The sequence below is a fragment of the Synechococcus sp. PCC 6717 genome (genome assembly GCF_022698185.1).
Classification (GTDB): domain Bacteria; phylum Cyanobacteriota; class Cyanobacteriia; order Thermosynechococcales; family Thermosynechococcaceae; genus Thermosynechococcus; species Thermosynechococcus lividus.
Map to the genome: position 1 here is coordinate 1 of NZ_JAKLTV010000005.1, position 16,042 is coordinate 16,042.

Consider the following 16,042-nt stretch of genomic DNA (forward strand, 5'->3'; position numbering starts at 1 on the left):
CGCCATTACAATCCGCGTTGAWAAACCTGATAGCTGGAAGTCATCGGGGAAGCGGACGAAGCGAGGCTTGTTCAGGACTGCTCAGAATTGGTACATCAACGCGGATTGTAATGGCGCTGCCAACATCCTGCGTAAAGTAGCGACGATGCTTGGATTGAGTCTGAGCGGAGTTGGTAGGGGGTCTTTGACTGCCCCCACCCGTATTAAGTTGTGGGTGACAGCTCAAGGGAAAAGCGAAGCAACGCGGCTTCAGCCCGTTGCGTAGCATCCTTTGGGAATCCCCTCTCTTTCAAGGAGGAGAGAAGTCAAGTCTAGTCTAGAGGGGCTTACTCTAAGCTGGCGATCGCGATGTTCCTACGGGATGCGCATAGGAATGCACAACCTCTTGATAGCACACCTCAAGGCGATCCAGATTGCGACTCAGGCTATAGCTTTCGAGCACTCGTTTCCGTGCTTTTTCCCCCAGTAGCCGGATCATCTCTGGATGGTGGTAAAACATGGGTAGTAAGGTTTGGAGTTGGGTCTTAACATACTGTGGATTCAGCACAATCCCTGCTCCCGTCAGAACTTCGCCATCAGCGCCTACATCCGTGGCCAAGCAAGCTAAACCACAGGCCATTGCCTCCAACAGCGACAGAGATAGCCCTTCAATTTGCGAAGGCAAAATAAAGACATCACAGCCGCGCAGGATCTCCAACCGTCGCTGATCGTCCACTACCGAGCCTAACCAGAGAATATTGTGTTCAGGACCATAATGTGCCATTAAGGATGGCATGAGGGAACCGCCACCTACCATCAGGAGTTTGCAATCCTCCGGCATATCTGCGGCGCACCACGATCGCAGGAGCGCCTCAACATTTTTTTCAATGGCGATTCTGCCCTGATAGACGTATAAATAGCGCGCCTTAAACTCGTCCTTGGCACCTGAATGTCCAGGGGTGTACTTGCAAGTATCCACGCCATTGGGAATGATCAGCAGCGTCTGCGCACCAACCCCAAGACGCATTAACAACTCTTTCTGTGCCTGCGAAAAAACGATTACACGGTCGTAATTAGCAAGAAACGGGGCATAGAGTTGATAGGTCATTAAGGCGGTGCCTGCCGAGAGGGTGCGATACTTTTCGCTATAGGCAGGGTGAAACGTTGCCACCAAAGGGATTTTTAACTCAGCACAAATATCCGGCAGAAAAAAGTCAAGGGGCGAGAGCGTTAACGAGGCATGGACAACATCCGGTTTGAGCTTTTTTAGGGAGTCTACCAATACCTTATTCGCCCGCAGAGACGGGAGCGTATAAACCTGTGACTTGTAGAGGCATGGCAGTGGAACATCGGGGCACTCGCCGTCTTGCTCCACTTCATTTTCATCCTCTTGGGCAAAGTGCAAAAAGCTGACCTGATATCCCCGGTCTAGCAGGCCGTTGGTAATTTCCCGACTGTAGGTAACGTTACCGCAGGGGGGAGATTTTTTGCCTAACCATGCAATATGAAGAGTCACACATTATTCCTTTTAGCTTATTCGGCGGGTAACCCCACACCTTTCCTTTACCCTATAGGAGTGCTGGACAATAGGCCACAGCGGAGATGGCATATTCTCAAGGCACCGTATGATTATGATAATGGCAGGGAACACCAGCCTTCTCAGGCCAGACGGAGAATGATAACTACAGTGGTGCTCAAGGATAACCGGTGAATATCGGTGGTGCGAATGGATACATGGTGCAGGGTCATCGCGTTTTCCCTTGGTTAGTTGGTCTCCTGCTTGGGACGCAGCTGATCTGGGAAATCTGTGAACACGCGCTCGCCAGCGGTGACACCCGTGATGATTTGGGTTTGATCTTGCCAGCTACTGCCGATGGTGACGGGGCGAAACTCCGGTTTGTTATCCGCACCCACGACGTAAACGCCGGTCTTGCCCTTTTCGACAGCGATCGCCACTGTTGGCACTAGGAGGGCATTCGCCACTTTTTGACCAAGGAAATCCAAATCGACATTCATCCCGGAGCGCAGTTCCGCTAGCCCCGACAGGAGGGACACCCGCACCTGAAAGAAGGTAACATTTTGCTCCACCACAGCTTCGGGAGCGATCAAGCGCACCCGCCCCTGAAACGTTCGCCCGGGGTAGGCATCGGCGCGAATTTCCACGGGCTGCCCCAATTGTACTTGGCCAATATCAACCTCTGGCACTTCTGCTAAGATTTCTAACCCTTTAGCGATCGCCACAATTGAGGTAGAAGTAGCCGATGTTGTTGTTGAGGCAGAGGTGGTTGGAGTCACAAAAGCCCCCGGAACAGCATATTTCTGGGTAATAATTCCATCGAAGGGGGCGCGGATCACGGTATCTTCCAAGGCCACCCGTGCAGCTTGGACTTGGGCTTGCGCTGCGGTTACTGCCGCCTCTGCTTGGCGGATATCTTCACTACGAGAGCCTCGCTGCAACAGTTGCAGACGCTTTTGGGCTTCGTTTAAGGTCGCGATCGCATTGTCGCGGTTGGCAATAAGTTCATCTAGGGTATCCCGCGGAATCACCCCTTCGGCAGCTAAGGCTTCATTCCGGTTCAGCCGTTCTTGGGCTAATTTGGCGCGGGAGGCGGCAGCACGGACTTGAGCTTGGGCTTGAGCAATTTCCTCGGCTCGGTTGCCAGCAACGGTGCGATCGCGCCGGGCAATGGCATCAGCTAAGTTGGCTTGGGCTTGGGCAAGCTGTGCCCGCTCATCACGGTTGTCCATGCGGGCAATCACCTGACCTGCCCTCACGGCATCTCCCTGCTCCACGTAGAGGTCTGTGAGTAACCCTGAGCGCTTAGGGCTGATGTTGACCGTTTGCACCGGTACCACCTTCCCAGTGGCAGCAACCCGGGCAACCAAATCACGGCTATCCATCACCGGCACCGTGTAGCGATCTACGTCAAGGGGGCTGTGGCGCGATCGCCACACAATCAGACTACCGCTGGCAATGAGGCCAGCCACAATGCCCCCAATCAGCAGCGATCGCCACCGTTGCAAGGGTTTACCAACAAAGGGGATAAAGGCCGCCATGGATATTTTTGCAATGTTTTACCCATTCTAACGTTATGTTACGGGTTTGCCGCAGTTCCCCCACCCTTAGCAGTTTAGAGAGTAGGGGCATTCAAGTGCTGGTAAGTGCTGGGTAGTCATGGTATAGTAATTAATCCAAGGACGCATAGCTCAGTTGGTTAGAGCACCACGTTGACATCGTGGGGGTCACTGGTTCGAGTCCAGTTGTGTCCATCAAGGTTCAGAGGCTACAGCCCAGTTCTCAGCAGCACTTATGGGATAGTTCCCTTAGATATTTCTAGCCGCTATTAGCTATCTTTAGGGACGCCCGCCGCTATGCCTTCGGCACGCTACGCAAACACCACCCCCCAAGCCTCAACGGTTATGGGCGGAGCATTGCGACGGATCTTAGTAGGGAGTTCTTTGCTAGAATAGGAACTGCGGCAAAAACTTGCCTAAAGTGAAAATGGCGAGATAGAAACTACTCTAAACTGCCAGCCAGCACAAGCTATTAGGCTCCTTGCTCTCAAAAAAAATTTTTCAGGAGAACACGAATGACAAAGCGTGATCATAGCAAAGTATATAACGTCACCTTAGTCAATGAACAAAAGGGTCTCAACAAAACCATTCGGGTTCATGCCGATGAATACATCCTCGATGCCGCCGAGGCTCAAGGTATTCCACTGCCCTACTCCTGTCGTGCTGGAGCCTGCGTCAACTGTGCAGGTCGCATCCTCAAGGGCACCGTTGACCAGTCTGATCACTCGTTCCTAAAAGAAAAGGAACTAAAAGCTGGTTTTGTACTGTTGTGTGCTGCTTACCCTACGTCTGATTGCGTCATTTCTACTCACGAAGAAGATAATTTACTTAACTTAACTTAAGTTTAATCAAATTAATCTTGAGTTGGTTTGTTGAGTTTTGTTGATGGTTTGAATTAGAAAGTTGTTGGCTATTTGTTCATTTTTTTCAAGTCATTAACTTTTCTGAAGTTTTCTTTCATAATTAGGTCGTCAAACCTTAATATAATCATCACATCACATCATTCTTGTAGTGGTGCAGGATATTTGCAGCCGTGTGGAGCCTTGTCGCCACAGCAGCCCAGCAAGGTGATGTCTTAACTTACGTGCTGGCGATCCTTGGGGTTCTGCGGATCTTGGGGCAAAGGCGGCAGTTTGGAGGTCGGTATGATGACATCAGATCGGGGGTTGAGCAGTAGCACGGAGCCGCAGTTTGTAGATGCGGTGCAGCCGGAGCGTCTTTTGCAACAACTGGCAACGTCGGGGGGGACAGGGTGCTTCAAGCTAACGGTACAGCAGCAGCAGTGGTTTTTGTATCTGCATCAAGGCAGTCTTATTTATGCCACCCATAGTATTGATCCGGGCGATCGCTTCGAGCGACACCTGCGGCGTTTGAGTCAGCAGGTGCCAAGACTAGATCGCGATTTACGAGCACAGGTACGACAGCAGTGGGAGTTGGCGAATACCCCCACCCCCATTTACGAATACGAAAGTCTGCGCTGGCTCCTCAAGGAAGGTATCATCACCCCTGAGCAGTTTCGCCAAGTGGTAGAGGGACTCATTCTAGAAGTCCTCGAATCATTTTTGCACCTGACGAAAGGGCAGCACCAGCTTGTCTCCTACTTTGATGTTCCCATCGCTACTCATTTTGATACAGCGCGTTTAGTCGCTGCTTGTAAAGCTCAGATTCAGCAGTGGTTAAGCTTAGGGCACAAAATTACATCCCCGTTTCAGCGGCCCTACTTTTTTAGCAGTGCCCAAGTCAATCTGACGCCGGAACAACAGCAACGGTTAGGGTCAATGCTGCGGGGGTTTAGCTTCCGTCATTTGGCGGTACTGATGAATCAGGATGAAATTTCTCTGGTGCGCAGTCTCCTGCCCTTGATTGAAAAGGGGGCTGTTGTGGTGCGTGAACCCCAGCGTCCCTTTGATCTTCTCCCTAACTTTGATGCCAGTCTATTGCAGGAACTGGTGACCACAGAGGATGCTGACAGCCAAGATCTAACCAGTGGCTTTTTCACCTCCCAAGTTCCCAACCGTACTTTTACCATTGTCTGCATTGACGACAGCCCTACCATGCTCAATGAAATCAAGCGGTTTTTGGCAGACGATGCGTTTCAGGTCATTGCCCTGAGTGATTCGGTTAAAGCATTAATGGAGGTGATGCGGCTCAAGCCTGATTTGATTCTGCTCGATGTGGGAATGCCTAACATTGATGGCTATAAGTTTTGTAAGGTCATTCGCAATCATCAACACTTTAAGTCTCTACCTATCATCATGGTTACGGGGAACACAGGGTTGATTGACCGGGCAAAGGCACGCCTTGTGGGGGCAACAGACTACATGACCAAGCCCTTTACCCAAGCAGAGCTACTGAAAATGGTTTTTCAGTACCTAACGTAGTGGTGGATTGCCTGACCACTGTATATTGACAACTGTATATTGACATTTACTGATGGTTTTTATTGTTTGGGAGGCGGCATGAGTACGGTCTTGGTTGTGGAAGATACCCCCTCAGAAATGGCTTTGATTGCCTCGTTTTTGAAGGACAGCGGCTATACGGTCATTTCAGCTACGGATGCGAAGGAGGCACTACAAAAAGTGACGCAGTACAAGCCGGATGTTGTGGTTACCGATGTGGTTATGCCGGGGATGAGTGGCTTTGAACTCTGCCGTAGTCTCAAGAAAAATCCGGAAACTGAAAAGTTACCGATTATTGTGTGTACGTCCAAAAATCAAGAATTGGATCGTCTCTGGGCGATGAAGCAGGGAGCAGATGCCTACATCACGAAGCCCTTTAATCGGGAGGATTTGTTGCGGGCGTTGAAATCAGTGGTGGTTTAGCTATGACCCAAGCAGTTGCTGATGTTCATGTTAAGGGTCTGAGCGGGAGCGATGCCTATCTACGGCTCATCGTGAACGATCGCCTCACCGCATTAGTTCCCATGGTGGATGCCCAACAGGTGATGGTCGTTGCCCCTGACCAATTGACCGTGATGCCCAATATGCCGGGGCTAGTGATGGGCTTGCTGAACTACCGCAACCGCGTGGTTTGGGTTATTGATCTGGGTCAGTTATTGGGGCTAGACCCCCTCAGCAGCGATTGCCCCTACTATACCGTTGCCCTCATACGGTTATCGGAAAAACGGCTAGGTGTTGCCGTTAGTGATGTCCGTGGCATTTTACGCCTAGCCCCCGGAACGATTCAGTCGCCGGTGGGTACCGTGAGTGCGGCTTTGGTGCCCTATCTGAAAGGGTGCTGTCTGGTGGACGGCCAGATGTGTTTCGTGCTCGATGCTCAGGCGATCGCCAGTGCGCCCCTCGGGGCGATGACTCCTGTTGATGCTGGATAGTTGACTATTTTGCCGTTAGGATGTGTGAACCATGACCACTGCTAAACCGCCCGTAGAGGTGCCTGAACTGCCCCCCTCGGTGATGAACTACCAGTTACCACCGCTGCCAGAGCAGCCAGCGTCAACACCGCAGGAGCACTTCAGCAAAGAACCAGTACCGCCCCCCAAGCCCAAGCAGTGGGGACTGCGGCCAAAGTTGATTACAACTGCCGTGGCTCTGGCAACCCTACCCATGGCGGTGGTGGGCTTCACGGCCAATGAACTGACGCGCCAGCAACTCAGCCAGCAAGTGTTACAGCTACAGCAGCAGGGCACTAGAAGTGCCGCAATCCAGTTTGAGGCGTTTTTGGCCGAGCGCCGTGGCGATGTTCGGGTGCTGGCGTCTCTATTTGCCAGTCGCTATGGGAGCGAATTACAGGCCGGGCAGCGACAACCCTTACAACAGGTGCTCAACCAGTTTTTAGATGCCTACCCCGCCTACGACAGTGCCGCAATTATTGCCAATGATGGCCGTGGCACAGTGATGGCACAATCCGCAGCGGGGAATAGATTAGCAAATAACATCCTACAGAATCACGAGTACTTTAAGCTCGCCATTCAAACCCGTGGGCCGGTGATCACCGTTGAGCCAACCCTTTCGTTGCCGGATCGTCCCTTAGGGATGTTTGTAGCGGCACCGCTGATCAACCCTCAGACCAATCAAATCACTGCGGTTCTGCGCTTACGGGTACCCCAAAGCAGTATTGATCAGTTTTTGAAAACCTATGGCCAAGGCGATCATCACGGATTTTACCTCGTGGAGCCAAGGGGGACAATCTTTGCGTCCTCGCTGCCTCAATTGCAGGGTCAGTCGCTGCAGAGCGTATTTCCCAAACTGGCTGAGCGACAGGCTACGGAAGCTGCCAATACCCTCACTGAAAAACGGCAGTCTGACGGGCGATCGCAAATGGTTAGCTCTACAAGCATCTCACAGCCCTTTGCCAGCATTGTTCTGAGTACCGATGAAGCCTACGCCCTCAGGCCACTGCAAAACCTGACGTGGTCGCTACTTTTGGGGATGGGGGGCACTGCCCTAGTAGCAGGGGCGATCGCCATCTACCTGAGCAACCGCGCCCTCAAACCCCTACTGCAAGCCACCAAAGCAGTGATCCAAATTGGCCAAGGGGCACTGGACACCCGCATTCCAGTGCAGGGCGATGACGAACTCGCAACCTTGGGGCGCACCATTAACCAAATGGCTGAGCAGCTACAGAACTCCCTTGAACAAACCACGGCTAACGCTCGGCGAGCGCAGCAACTGCGGGATATTTCCTTCCGCCTTGCCCAGCAGCAGGATCGTCCCGCCATTCTCCAGACCCTTGTGGACGATGCCCGCGAAAGCTTGCAGTGTGATCGGGTGATTGTCTATGAGTTTGATGACAATTACATCGGCACAGTCGTTGCAGAGTCGGTTGGTCGCGAGTGGCCCAAAGCCCTTAATCAGGTGATTGATGATCCGTGCTTCCGGCAAAATTGGGCTAAAGCCTATGCCAATGGCCGCATTCAAGCCACCACGGATATTCTCAATGCCAATTTAACAGAGTGCCACCTCAAGCAGCTTGCTCCCCTCAAAGTTCGTGCCAACCTAGTGGTGCCCCTACGGGTAGAGCAGAAGTTAATTGCCCTCCTGATTGCCCATCAGTGCAGCGAACCGCGCTCTTGGCAGCAAGTAGAAATTGACTTTTTCCAGCAGCTTGCCACCCAAGCAGGTCTGGTGTTGGAGCGGGCTAACTTTCTGGCTCAAACCATCGCTGCCCAGCAAAATGCTGAACGCCTTGCCCAAGAGCAGCGTGCACTCACCGAACGGATTCAATCGCAGCTCATCAACTTGCTGAGCGAGGTGGAGGCCGCCTCCCAAGGGGATTTGACGGTACGGGCAGACATCACCGCCGATGAAATTGGCACCGTTGCCGATATTTTTAACTCCCTGATTGAGAGCCTGCGGGACGTGGTGGTGCAAGTGAAGGCCACCACCGCAAAGGTGAACGCTCAGCTCATGGATGATGAGGCTGCCATGAAGCAGTTGGCCGAGGAGTCGTTGCGCCAAGCCAAGAAAGTGAAACGGATGCTAGAGGCGGTGGAGCAAATGTCCACTTCGATCCAATTGGTGGCCGACAGTGCCAACCAAGCAGCGGATGTGGCGCGGCAAGCCTCAGAGCGCGCCCTCAGCAGTGGGGAAACCATGGATGAAACGGTGCAGAGTATTCTGCATCTGCGCGAAACTGTCGCCGAGACCGCCAAAAAAGTCAAACGGCTCGGGGAATCCTCGCAACAGATTTCCAAGGTGATCTCCCTGATCAACCAAATTGCGCTGCAAACGAACCTTTTGGCCATCAACGCCAGTATTGAGGCGGCGCGGGCGGGCGAAGAAGGCCGTGGGTTTGCGGTGGTTGCGGAAGAGGTGGGGGAACTGGCGGCGCGATCGGCGGCGGCAACCCGCGAAATTGAGCAAATTGTGGAAACGATTCAGCAGGAAACAAACGAGGTGGTACGCGCCATGGAAACCGGCACCGCTCAGGTGGTGGAAGGCACCCGTTTAGTGGAAGTGACCAAGGAAAACCTTGAGCAGATTGTGCAGGTGTCGCAGCACATTGATGAGTTGGTGCAGTCGATTTCCCAAGCTACTATCTCCCAGTCGCGTACCTCGAATACGGTGAATACCCTGATGCACGATATTGCCAAGGTATCGGAGGGGATGTCCGCCACATCGAAACATATTTCCGAATCCTTGCAAGATACGGTGGCTGCTGCGCAGGAGTTACAAACCTCAGTCAACATCTTTAAGGTCAGCTCTGAGGTGTAGCAATGCTGGAACTCGGCCCTGACGAAGCCGTTCGCTTGCAGTTTTTAGAGGAGGCACAAGACTACCTACAAACCATTGAGGCAGGAGTTCTGGAACTGGTCGCCACACCTAGCACTCAAGTCATTGATGGGGTGTTGCGCGCAGCCCACTCGATTAAGGGTGGGGCAGCCATGATGGGCTTTACGCTCCTCAGTGACTTGGCGCATCGCCTTGAGGATTTTTTTAAGGTGCTGCGATCGCGCCCCTGTGACGATGCTGAGACCCAGCACCTGCTGCTGCGGGCAGTGGATCAACTGCAAGCGGTGATTGCCCTCAATCGGCAAGGACTGGAGCCAAATGCCGCATGGCTGCATACCCAAGCTGAGCCAATTTTTAACCAGCTTCATGAGCGACTGGGCGATCCGAAGGCAGAGGATGAACTGTCACTGCTGAGTGGTGATGATGGCCATGCCATGCGGGTGGTTCTCTTTGAAACTGAAGTCGAGGCGTGCCTGCAACGCCTAGAGGCGGTAATTCAARACCCCCAGCAGCCCTGTCTCAAGGAAGAGATGGCGATCGCCAGCCAAGAGCTAGAAGGCCTAGGGCAGATGCTAGAGATCCCTCAGTTTGCCCAGTTCTGTGCCACCGTTAGCGACTATTTGGCTCAGCCTGAGTGCGATATTTCTGCCACGGCTGCCAGCATTATCCAACAGTGGCGACGGTGCCAAGCCCTTGTGCTCACCGGGCAACTAGAGGCATTACCAACAGCCTTGACCCTAGACCTGCCCGAGGAGGCTGAGGAGCAAACGGTGTTTGATCTGGGTCTAGACGACCTCAACCAAGAACTTGGGGTCGAGGACTTTGCCAGTGCCGAGGTCAACGGCTTCTCCTTGGACGATGTGCTACCCTCACTAGAGCCACCTGTTCCCTCCACTGCCCCAGCTCCCACTGTCGTGAGTGCCCCACCTAAGCCGGACACCCAAGAGCCGAGGGAAATGACGGTGCGCGTGGCGGGGCATCACCTTGATGTGATCAGCGACCTGCTGGGGGAATTGTTGATTGAGTGCAATGGCCTAGACCTCCAGCGTACCCGTCTGCACCGATTACTCGATACCTTAAAGCAAAAGGTGCGCCTCCTTGAGCAGGCAAATTTTCGTTTGCGCACTGAGTACGATCGCGTCAGTGGGACGGTTGGTGCCACCCATCCGATTAGTGCTCAGACTCAGCATGGGTTTGACAGCCTTGAATTTGATCGCTATACCGATGTGCATCTTCTCTCCCAAGAGGTGATGGAAACCATTGTTCAAATTCAGGAGATTACCAGCGATCTTGATCTTGGCCTTGAGGATACCGAGCGCACGAGCCGTGATCTCAATCGCACCGCCAAGCAACTGCAAGTGCGCTTTACCCAAGTACGGATGCGCCCCTTTGCGGATCTGGCCAATCGCTATCCCCGCGTTATTCGCGAGTTGAGTCAAGAGCATGGCAAAACAGTTGATCTTGTCATTGAAGGCAGTCACATCCTAATTGATCGCACGGTGCTGAGCGTGCTTGCGGATCCGCTGATGCACCTTGTGCGCAATGCCTTTGACCATGGCATTGAACCCGCACCGGAGCGCGAGGCGCTTGGCAAGCCGCCGACAGGTACAATTTTGCTCAAGGCCGCCTATCGCGGCAACCAAACCGTGATTACAGTGGCCGATGATGGCCGCGGCCTTAACCCTGAGAAAATTCGCCAAACTGCCAGTCGTCTTGGGGTGCCCGCCGGATGGCTGGCTACCGCCAGCGATCGCGATCTGTTCGAGCTGATTTTTGAGCCGGGCTTTTCCACCGCAACTCAGGTGTCGAATTTATCGGGGCGGGGGGTTGGGATGGATGTGGTGCGTACCAACCTCAAGCAGATTCGGGGCGACATTCACATCAACAGTACACCCAATCAAGGGACGACCTTTACGATTACAATTCCCTACACCCTTTCCGTTGTACGGGTGCTGCTGGTGGAGGCTGCCCATATGTTGCTGGCTGTACCAACAGAAGCCGTGGCCGAGATGGTCTTAGCGGATCAGTATTCACCAGTTGAAACCCTTGGCCACCCCCTCATTGACTGGGAAGGCTATATGACCCCAGTGGTGGCGCTTGATGAGTACTTTCAGTTTTCCCGTCCCTATCGTCCTGTTGAGGCAGAAGGCACCCCAATCATTAACGACCCCACCCTGATGATTCTTGCCCAAGGAGACATGGCTCTTGCGGTCAAGGTGGATCGCTATTGGGGCGAGCAGGAGGTGACAATCCGGCACGTCGATAGTGACTTGGCGTTACCCCACGGCTTTAGTGGCTGCACGATTTTAGGAAATGGTCGCATTGTGCCCTTGATCGACCCGCTGGCTCTCCTCGATGGGTTTGAGCAGGGGCGCGATCGCCCCTTACGCACCACCGACGCGTTGCCCCTCTCGACCCAAGACACAATTCTAGTTGTTGATGACTCGGTAAATGTGCGGCGTTTCTTGGCCACTACCTTAGAAAAAGCAGGCTACCACGTTGAGCAAGCCAAGGATGGCCAAGATGCCATTGATAAACTAGAGGCGGGCTTACAGGTGAATGCCTTKGTCAGCGACATTGAAATGCCGCGGCTGGATGGCTTTGGCGTGCTGGCGCACATTAAACGCATTCCCCATTGCCACAACGTGCCGGTGGTGATCCTCACCTCCCGCACCGGACAAAAACACCGCCAGTTAGCGCAGCATCTGGGGGCAGCGGCCTACTTCAGTAAACCCTTCCGCGAGGCAGAACTCCTAGAAACCCTTGCCCAGTTGATTCGCCATGGTACTTAAAACCCGTCGCCGTCGCCAACCTCAGCCCGTTGTCATGGAGCAGTTCTTGACGTTTTTGATCCGTCAGGAACAGTTTGCCGTGCCCATGGCACAAGCCAATCGCGTCATTCCCCTGCCTCCCATCTACGGCGATCGCTCTCGCCGGGGGGTGGGTCTGGTCAATCATGGCGATCGCGAAATTTTAGTGATTGAGATTGGCCGCTGCCTCTTTGCCGAGCCGTTGTCTGCGGCTGAAACCGAGAAACTCAAGTTCTTGCTGATTTTGCAGCCAGACCTTGCAGGCGAGTGGCTAGGCTTTCCGCTCGTGGATCCACCAATTATTGAGCGGGTTCCCCAAGACCACATCCATCCCATTCCCAAAAACTATCTGCATTGGGGCAATATTCACCACGTCAGCTCCCTGATGGTCAGCAGCACTAATGACCCCAATCTGCCCCCCATCTTTATTGTGGATGTGCCCCAGGTGCTAGCCTCCCTCAAGACCCTGTAACGTGCCAAAACTAAGGCTCAATCAAGACAGTCTGCGGGGTTCAACTGTACCAGAATCGACTCTAAAACCTGCTCCCAGTGTGGTAAGGGTGCCCCTAACACCGCTGTGACTTTCTTGCAGTTAAGGGTGGAGAACGCTGGGCGCTGTGCCGCGGTCGGATAGTCACGACTGGGAATGGCTTCCAGTGTGGCAGTGGCATAGCCCTGAGCTTTGAGGTAGTCAAAAATTTTGCGGGCAAAGCCGTACCAACTGGTACTGCCTTGGGGGGTGAGGTGATACAGTCCCCTTGCCTGCAGCAGCAGCAGTTGATAGGTGAGGCGGGCAATGAAGCTGGCGGCGGTGGGCGTTCCAACTTGATCCGCCACAACCCGCACTAGCGGACGAGTTTGCGCAAGCCGTACCATGGTACGCAGGAAATTTTTGCCGCGGACATCATAGACCCAACTGGTGCGCAAAATTAGATAGTTAGCATTGACGGTGGCGATCGCCTGCTCCCCCAACCACTTGCTGTAGCCGTAGGCATTAATAGGAGCCGTAGCATCCGTTTCCCGATAGGGTACCGCTTGCTGGCCATCGAACACATAGTCTGTGGAGTAGTGAACGAGTACTCCCCCCAGTTCAGCCATGGTCTGTGCCAATGTCTTCACTGCCGTGCCATTAATTCGCTGAGCCTGCTCAGGTTCCTGCTCCGCTTGATCCACTGCGGTGTAGGCCGCTGCATTGATCAGCACATCGGGGCAATGAGCGCGCAGGAAGCTCGGAATTGCCTCTAGATCCGCCAGATCGAACGTCACCGCAGTTCCTTGGCGAGCGACGGGGATGACATTTATCTGAGGCGGAGCCTGCTGCACCAACTGCCAGCCCACCTGCCCCATCGCCCCCAAAATCATGATCCGCATAGTGCCTCCTAGGCAAAGTGTGGCACGCACCCAAAGGGTTTCCCCTGCTGATCCTTAGCCGAGAGGAGCGGCTCACCGCTCAGGGGCCAGTCAACTGCCACGGTCGGATCGTTCCACAGCAGGGTATGCTCATCTCCTGGGTTGTAGTAATCTGTTGCTTTGTAGAGCACCTGAGCCGTTGCCGACTTCACCCAAAAACCATGGGCAAACCCGGCAGGAATCCACAGTTGATGATGGGTTTCGGCGTTTAGCCAAACCCCCACCCACTGGCCATAGGTKGGGGAGGATTGCCGCAGAYCCACCGCCACATCAAAAATTTCTCCCTCAATCACCCGGATGAGCTTGCCTTGAGGTTGTTGGTGTTGATAGTGCAGCCCGCGCAATACCCCCTGCTGAGATGCAGAATGATTATCTTGGACAAAATTGACCTCTAATCCTGTTGCCGCCATAAACGCCCGCTGATTAAAACTCTCAAAGAAGAAGCCGCGCTGATCGCGAAAGATCTGCGGTTCTAGCAATAGCACCTCTGGAATGGCAAGGGGCTGTACCTTAAGCATAGGTGTCTCCTGTGACCTCGGCCCACACCTGTAGCAGGTATTGGCCATAGCTACTGTTGCGCAGCGGTTGCGCCAATTCGTAAAGCTGCTCAGGGCTAATATAGCCCTGCAAGAGGGCAATTTCCTCTAAGCAGGCAATTTTTACCCCTTGGCGTTCTTCGAGGGTGCGGATAAAACTACTGGCCTGCTGTAACAGGTCATGGGTACCCGTATCTAGCCATGCATAGCCCCGCCCCAACATCTCTACCCTGAGATCGCCTTGTTTAAGGTACAGACGGTTCAAATCTGTAATTTCCAATTCGCCACGGGCAGAGGGTTGAAGTTGTGCCGCCAAATCACAGACGCGAGCATCGTAAAAATAAATTCCGGGTACCGCGTAGTTGGACTTGGGCACTGCTGGCTTTTCTTCGATATCTAGCACGCGCCCCATCCTATCAAACTCAATGACGCCGTACTGTTGTGGGTTGGCAACCCGATACCCAAAAATCAAGGCACCGTGGTTCAGTTGCGCAGCCCGCTGTAATTTTTGCGGCAGATCATGGCCGTAGAGGAGGTTATCACCCAAGGTGAGACAGACAGGCGATCCCTGCAGAAAGTCACGCCCCAGCAAAAAGGCTTCGGCTAAGCCATTGGGGCTTGGCTGCACACAATAGCTCAGGGACAGCCCCCACTGAGACCCTGTTCCCAGTAATTTCTCAAAGAGGTACAGGTGTTCCGGGGTGGAAATAATGAGAATGTCACGGATCCCCGCCAGCATCAAGATAGAGAGGGGATAGTAAATCATGGGTTTGTCGTAGATGGGCATCAATTGCTTGCTGACCACCTGCGTGAGGGGATACAGCCGTGTCCCAGAACCGCCCGCAAGAATAATACCTTTCATCACTACCTCCGAGAGACGCTTTCCACTGGGCAGCAGCAGATGTTAATGGGGCGCGCTCAAGGTGCTGCCGTAGTGGCTGGCCAGCCAAGCGCTATAGTCGGCGGTGCGCACTGCCTGTACCCAGTCTTGGTGGCTGAGGTACCATTCCACCGTTTTGGTGAGGCCACTGGTAAAGGTTTCCTGCGGTTGCCAGCCGAGTTCTTGCTGAATCTTACTGGCATCAATGGCGTAGCGACGATCATGGCCGGGGCGATCGCCAACAAAGGTAATTAAACTGTGATAGTTGACATTGGGCTGGGGGTACCGAGTTTGTAGCAGGTCACAGAGGGTCTGCACCACTTCAAGGTTGGTTTTTTCGCAGTTGCCGCCAATGTTGTAGGTTTGCCCCGGTTGCCCCTTTTGCCACACCCTGTAAACCGCACGGCAGTGATCTTCAACGTAGAGCCAGTCCCGCACATTTTGGCCATCGCCGTAGATAGGCAGAGGCTGCTGCGCCAAGGCTTGGCAGATCATTAGGGGGATGAGTTTCTCGGGAAATTGGTAGGGGCCGTAGTTATTGGAGCAGTTGGTGGTCAACGTGGGGAGACCATAGGTGTGGTGGTAGGCGCGTACAAGGTGATCTGAGGCAGCTTTCGAGGCGGCGTAGGGGCTGTTAGGGGCATAGGGGGTGTTTTCCCGAAACGGCGGATCTGTGGGGCCAAGGCTGCCATAGACCTCATCGGTAGAAATATGAATAAAGCGGAAGGTGTCTTGCTCCCTGCTCGGTCGCTGCTGCCAGTAAGCCTTAACTTCTTCTAGGAGGTTGGCGGTGCCTACGACATTGGTTTGAATAAAATCTTGAGGACTGTTGATAGAGCGATCCACATGGCTTTCTGCGGCAAAATGGATTACGGCATCGGGTTGAATGGTCTGTAACAGGTCGGCCACAAGGGCGCGATCGCCCACATCCCCATGCACAAACTGGTAGTTGGGGTACCGCCGCAGCATGGCCAGCGTGCCAGGATGGCAGGCATAGGTCATCTTGTCGAGGTTCAGCACCGCTCCCCAGCCTTCCGTGAGGGCTAGCCGCACAAAGTTTGCCCCGATAAACCCACCACCACCCGTCACGAGGAATTTGATCATCTGCCTGTTGAGAAATGCATTAGGTTCTGGCTTGCATAATACCAATAACTCACCACT

General features: G+C 53.7%; 13 protein-coding genes and 1 tRNA gene. 8 read left to right on the forward strand and 6 right to left on the reverse strand.

Annotated elements, in window-relative coordinates:
- Window positions 1-331: 331 nt before the first annotated feature.
- Together L5470_RS05245 and L5470_RS05250 are read right to left on the reverse strand one after the other, a co-directional pair.
- Window positions 332-1,495 carry a glycosyltransferase family 4 protein gene (locus L5470_RS05245; protein ID WP_499498615.1) on the reverse strand — a complete coding sequence of 388 codons (1,164 nt, stop codon included), beginning with the start codon at window positions 1,493-1,495 and terminating at the stop codon, window positions 332-334.
- Between the two features lie 248 nt (window positions 1,496-1,743).
- Window positions 1,744-3,036, reverse strand: coding sequence for an efflux RND transporter periplasmic adaptor subunit (locus L5470_RS05250; protein ID WP_099797659.1), 1,293 nt, complete (start codon window positions 3,034-3,036; stop codon window positions 1,744-1,746).
- 139 nt (window positions 3,037-3,175) lie between these two features.
- Between L5470_RS05250 and L5470_RS05255 the strand changes: the two genes are divergently transcribed.
- The 8 genes from L5470_RS05255 to L5470_RS05290 all read left to right on the forward strand — a co-directional run bounded on the left by L5470_RS05255 (window position 3,176) and on the right by L5470_RS05290 (window position 12,527).
- Window positions 3,176-3,249 (forward strand) — tRNA-Val (locus L5470_RS05255).
- 320 nt (window positions 3,250-3,569) lie between these two features.
- Window positions 3,570-3,896 (forward strand): 2Fe-2S iron-sulfur cluster-binding protein, encoded by a 327-nt coding sequence (locus L5470_RS05260; protein ID WP_099797660.1) that lies wholly within the window; start codon window positions 3,570-3,572, stop codon window positions 3,894-3,896.
- A gap of 303 nt (window positions 3,897-4,199) precedes the next feature.
- Window positions 4,200-5,435 carry a response regulator gene (locus L5470_RS05265; protein ID WP_099797661.1) on the forward strand — a complete coding sequence of 412 codons (1,236 nt, stop codon included), beginning with the start codon at window positions 4,200-4,202 and terminating at the stop codon, window positions 5,433-5,435.
- A 78-nt stretch (window positions 5,436-5,513) separates the two neighbouring features.
- Window positions 5,514-5,876, forward strand: coding sequence for a response regulator (locus L5470_RS05270; RefSeq protein WP_448533551.1), 363 nt, complete (start codon window positions 5,514-5,516; stop codon window positions 5,874-5,876).
- A 2-nt stretch (window positions 5,877-5,878) separates the two neighbouring features.
- Entirely contained in the window at window positions 5,879-6,385 is a 507-nt protein-coding gene (locus tag L5470_RS05275; RefSeq protein ID WP_448513886.1) for a chemotaxis protein CheW, read from the forward strand.
- Window positions 6,386-6,416: 31 nt separating this feature from the next.
- Complete coding sequence (locus L5470_RS05280) at window positions 6,417-9,227, forward strand: methyl-accepting chemotaxis protein (protein ID WP_499498619.1); 2,811 nt, start codon at window positions 6,417-6,419, stop codon at window positions 9,225-9,227.
- A gap of 2 nt (window positions 9,228-9,229) precedes the next feature.
- Window positions 9,230-12,037 carry a hybrid sensor histidine kinase/response regulator gene (locus tag L5470_RS05285; protein WP_499498621.1) on the forward strand — a complete coding sequence of 936 codons (2,808 nt, stop codon included), beginning with the start codon at window positions 9,230-9,232 and terminating at the stop codon, window positions 12,035-12,037.
- Entirely contained in the window at window positions 12,027-12,527 is a 501-nt protein-coding gene (locus tag L5470_RS05290; RefSeq protein WP_099797664.1) for a chemotaxis protein CheW, read from the forward strand. Before L5470_RS05285 ends, L5470_RS05290 begins: the two co-directional genes overlap by 11 nt.
- Before the next feature lie 17 nt (window positions 12,528-12,544).
- Here L5470_RS05290 and rfbD read toward each other — a convergent pair whose 3' ends face one another.
- From rfbD to rfbB, 4 genes are read right to left on the reverse strand one after another with little or no spacing between them, the layout of a single operon-like run.
- A complete protein-coding gene (gene rfbD / locus L5470_RS05295) occupies window positions 12,545-13,426 on the reverse strand; it encodes a dTDP-4-dehydrorhamnose reductase (protein ID WP_499498623.1) in 882 nt (293 codons plus the stop codon).
- A gap of 8 nt (window positions 13,427-13,434) precedes the next feature.
- A complete protein-coding gene (rfbC, locus tag L5470_RS05300; protein WP_499498625.1) occupies window positions 13,435-13,983 on the reverse strand; it encodes a dTDP-4-dehydrorhamnose 3,5-epimerase in 549 nt (182 codons plus the stop codon).
- Window positions 13,976-14,863 carry a glucose-1-phosphate thymidylyltransferase RfbA gene (gene rfbA, locus L5470_RS05305; protein ID WP_099797667.1) on the reverse strand — a complete coding sequence of 296 codons (888 nt, stop codon included), beginning with the start codon at window positions 14,861-14,863 and terminating at the stop codon, window positions 13,976-13,978. Before rfbA ends, rfbC begins: the two co-directional genes overlap by 8 nt.
- A 42-nt stretch (window positions 14,864-14,905) precedes the next feature.
- The gene (gene rfbB / locus L5470_RS05310) at window positions 14,906-15,985 is read right to left on the reverse strand and encodes a dTDP-glucose 4,6-dehydratase (protein ID WP_099797668.1); all 1,080 of its coding nucleotides are present in this window, start codon (window positions 15,983-15,985) and stop codon (window positions 14,906-14,908) included.
- Between the last annotated feature and the right edge of the window lie 57 nt (window positions 15,986-16,042).

Coding starts and splice junctions, on each gene's coding strand:
- L5470_RS05265 (WP_099797661.1), top strand. CDS start 4,200: ATGATGACATCAGATCGGGGGTTGAGCAGTAGCACGGAGCCGCAGTTT.
- L5470_RS05290 (WP_099797664.1), top strand. CDS start 12,027: ATGGTACTTAAAACCCGTCGCCGTCGCCAACCTCAGCCCGTTGTCATG.
- rfbD (WP_499498623.1), bottom strand. CDS start 13,426: ATGCGGATCATGATTTTGGGGGCGATGGGGCAGGTGGGCTGGCAGTTG.
- L5470_RS05270 (WP_448533551.1), top strand. CDS start 5,514: ATGAGTACGGTCTTGGTTGTGGAAGATACCCCCTCAGAAATGGCTTTG.
- L5470_RS05260 (WP_099797660.1), top strand. CDS start 3,570: ATGACAAAGCGTGATCATAGCAAAGTATATAACGTCACCTTAGTCAAT.
- L5470_RS05280 (WP_499498619.1), top strand. CDS start 6,417: ATGACCACTGCTAAACCGCCCGTAGAGGTGCCTGAACTGCCCCCCTCG.
- rfbB (WP_099797668.1), bottom strand. CDS start 15,985: ATGATCAAATTCCTCGTGACGGGTGGTGGTGGGTTTATCGGGGCAAAC.
- L5470_RS05275 (WP_448513886.1), top strand. CDS start 5,879: ATGACCCAAGCAGTTGCTGATGTTCATGTTAAGGGTCTGAGCGGGAGC.
- rfbA (WP_099797667.1), bottom strand. CDS start 14,863: ATGAAAGGTATTATTCTTGCGGGCGGTTCTGGGACACGGCTGTATCCC.
- L5470_RS05250 (WP_099797659.1), bottom strand. CDS start 3,036: ATGGCGGCCTTTATCCCCTTTGTTGGTAAACCCTTGCAACGGTGGCGA.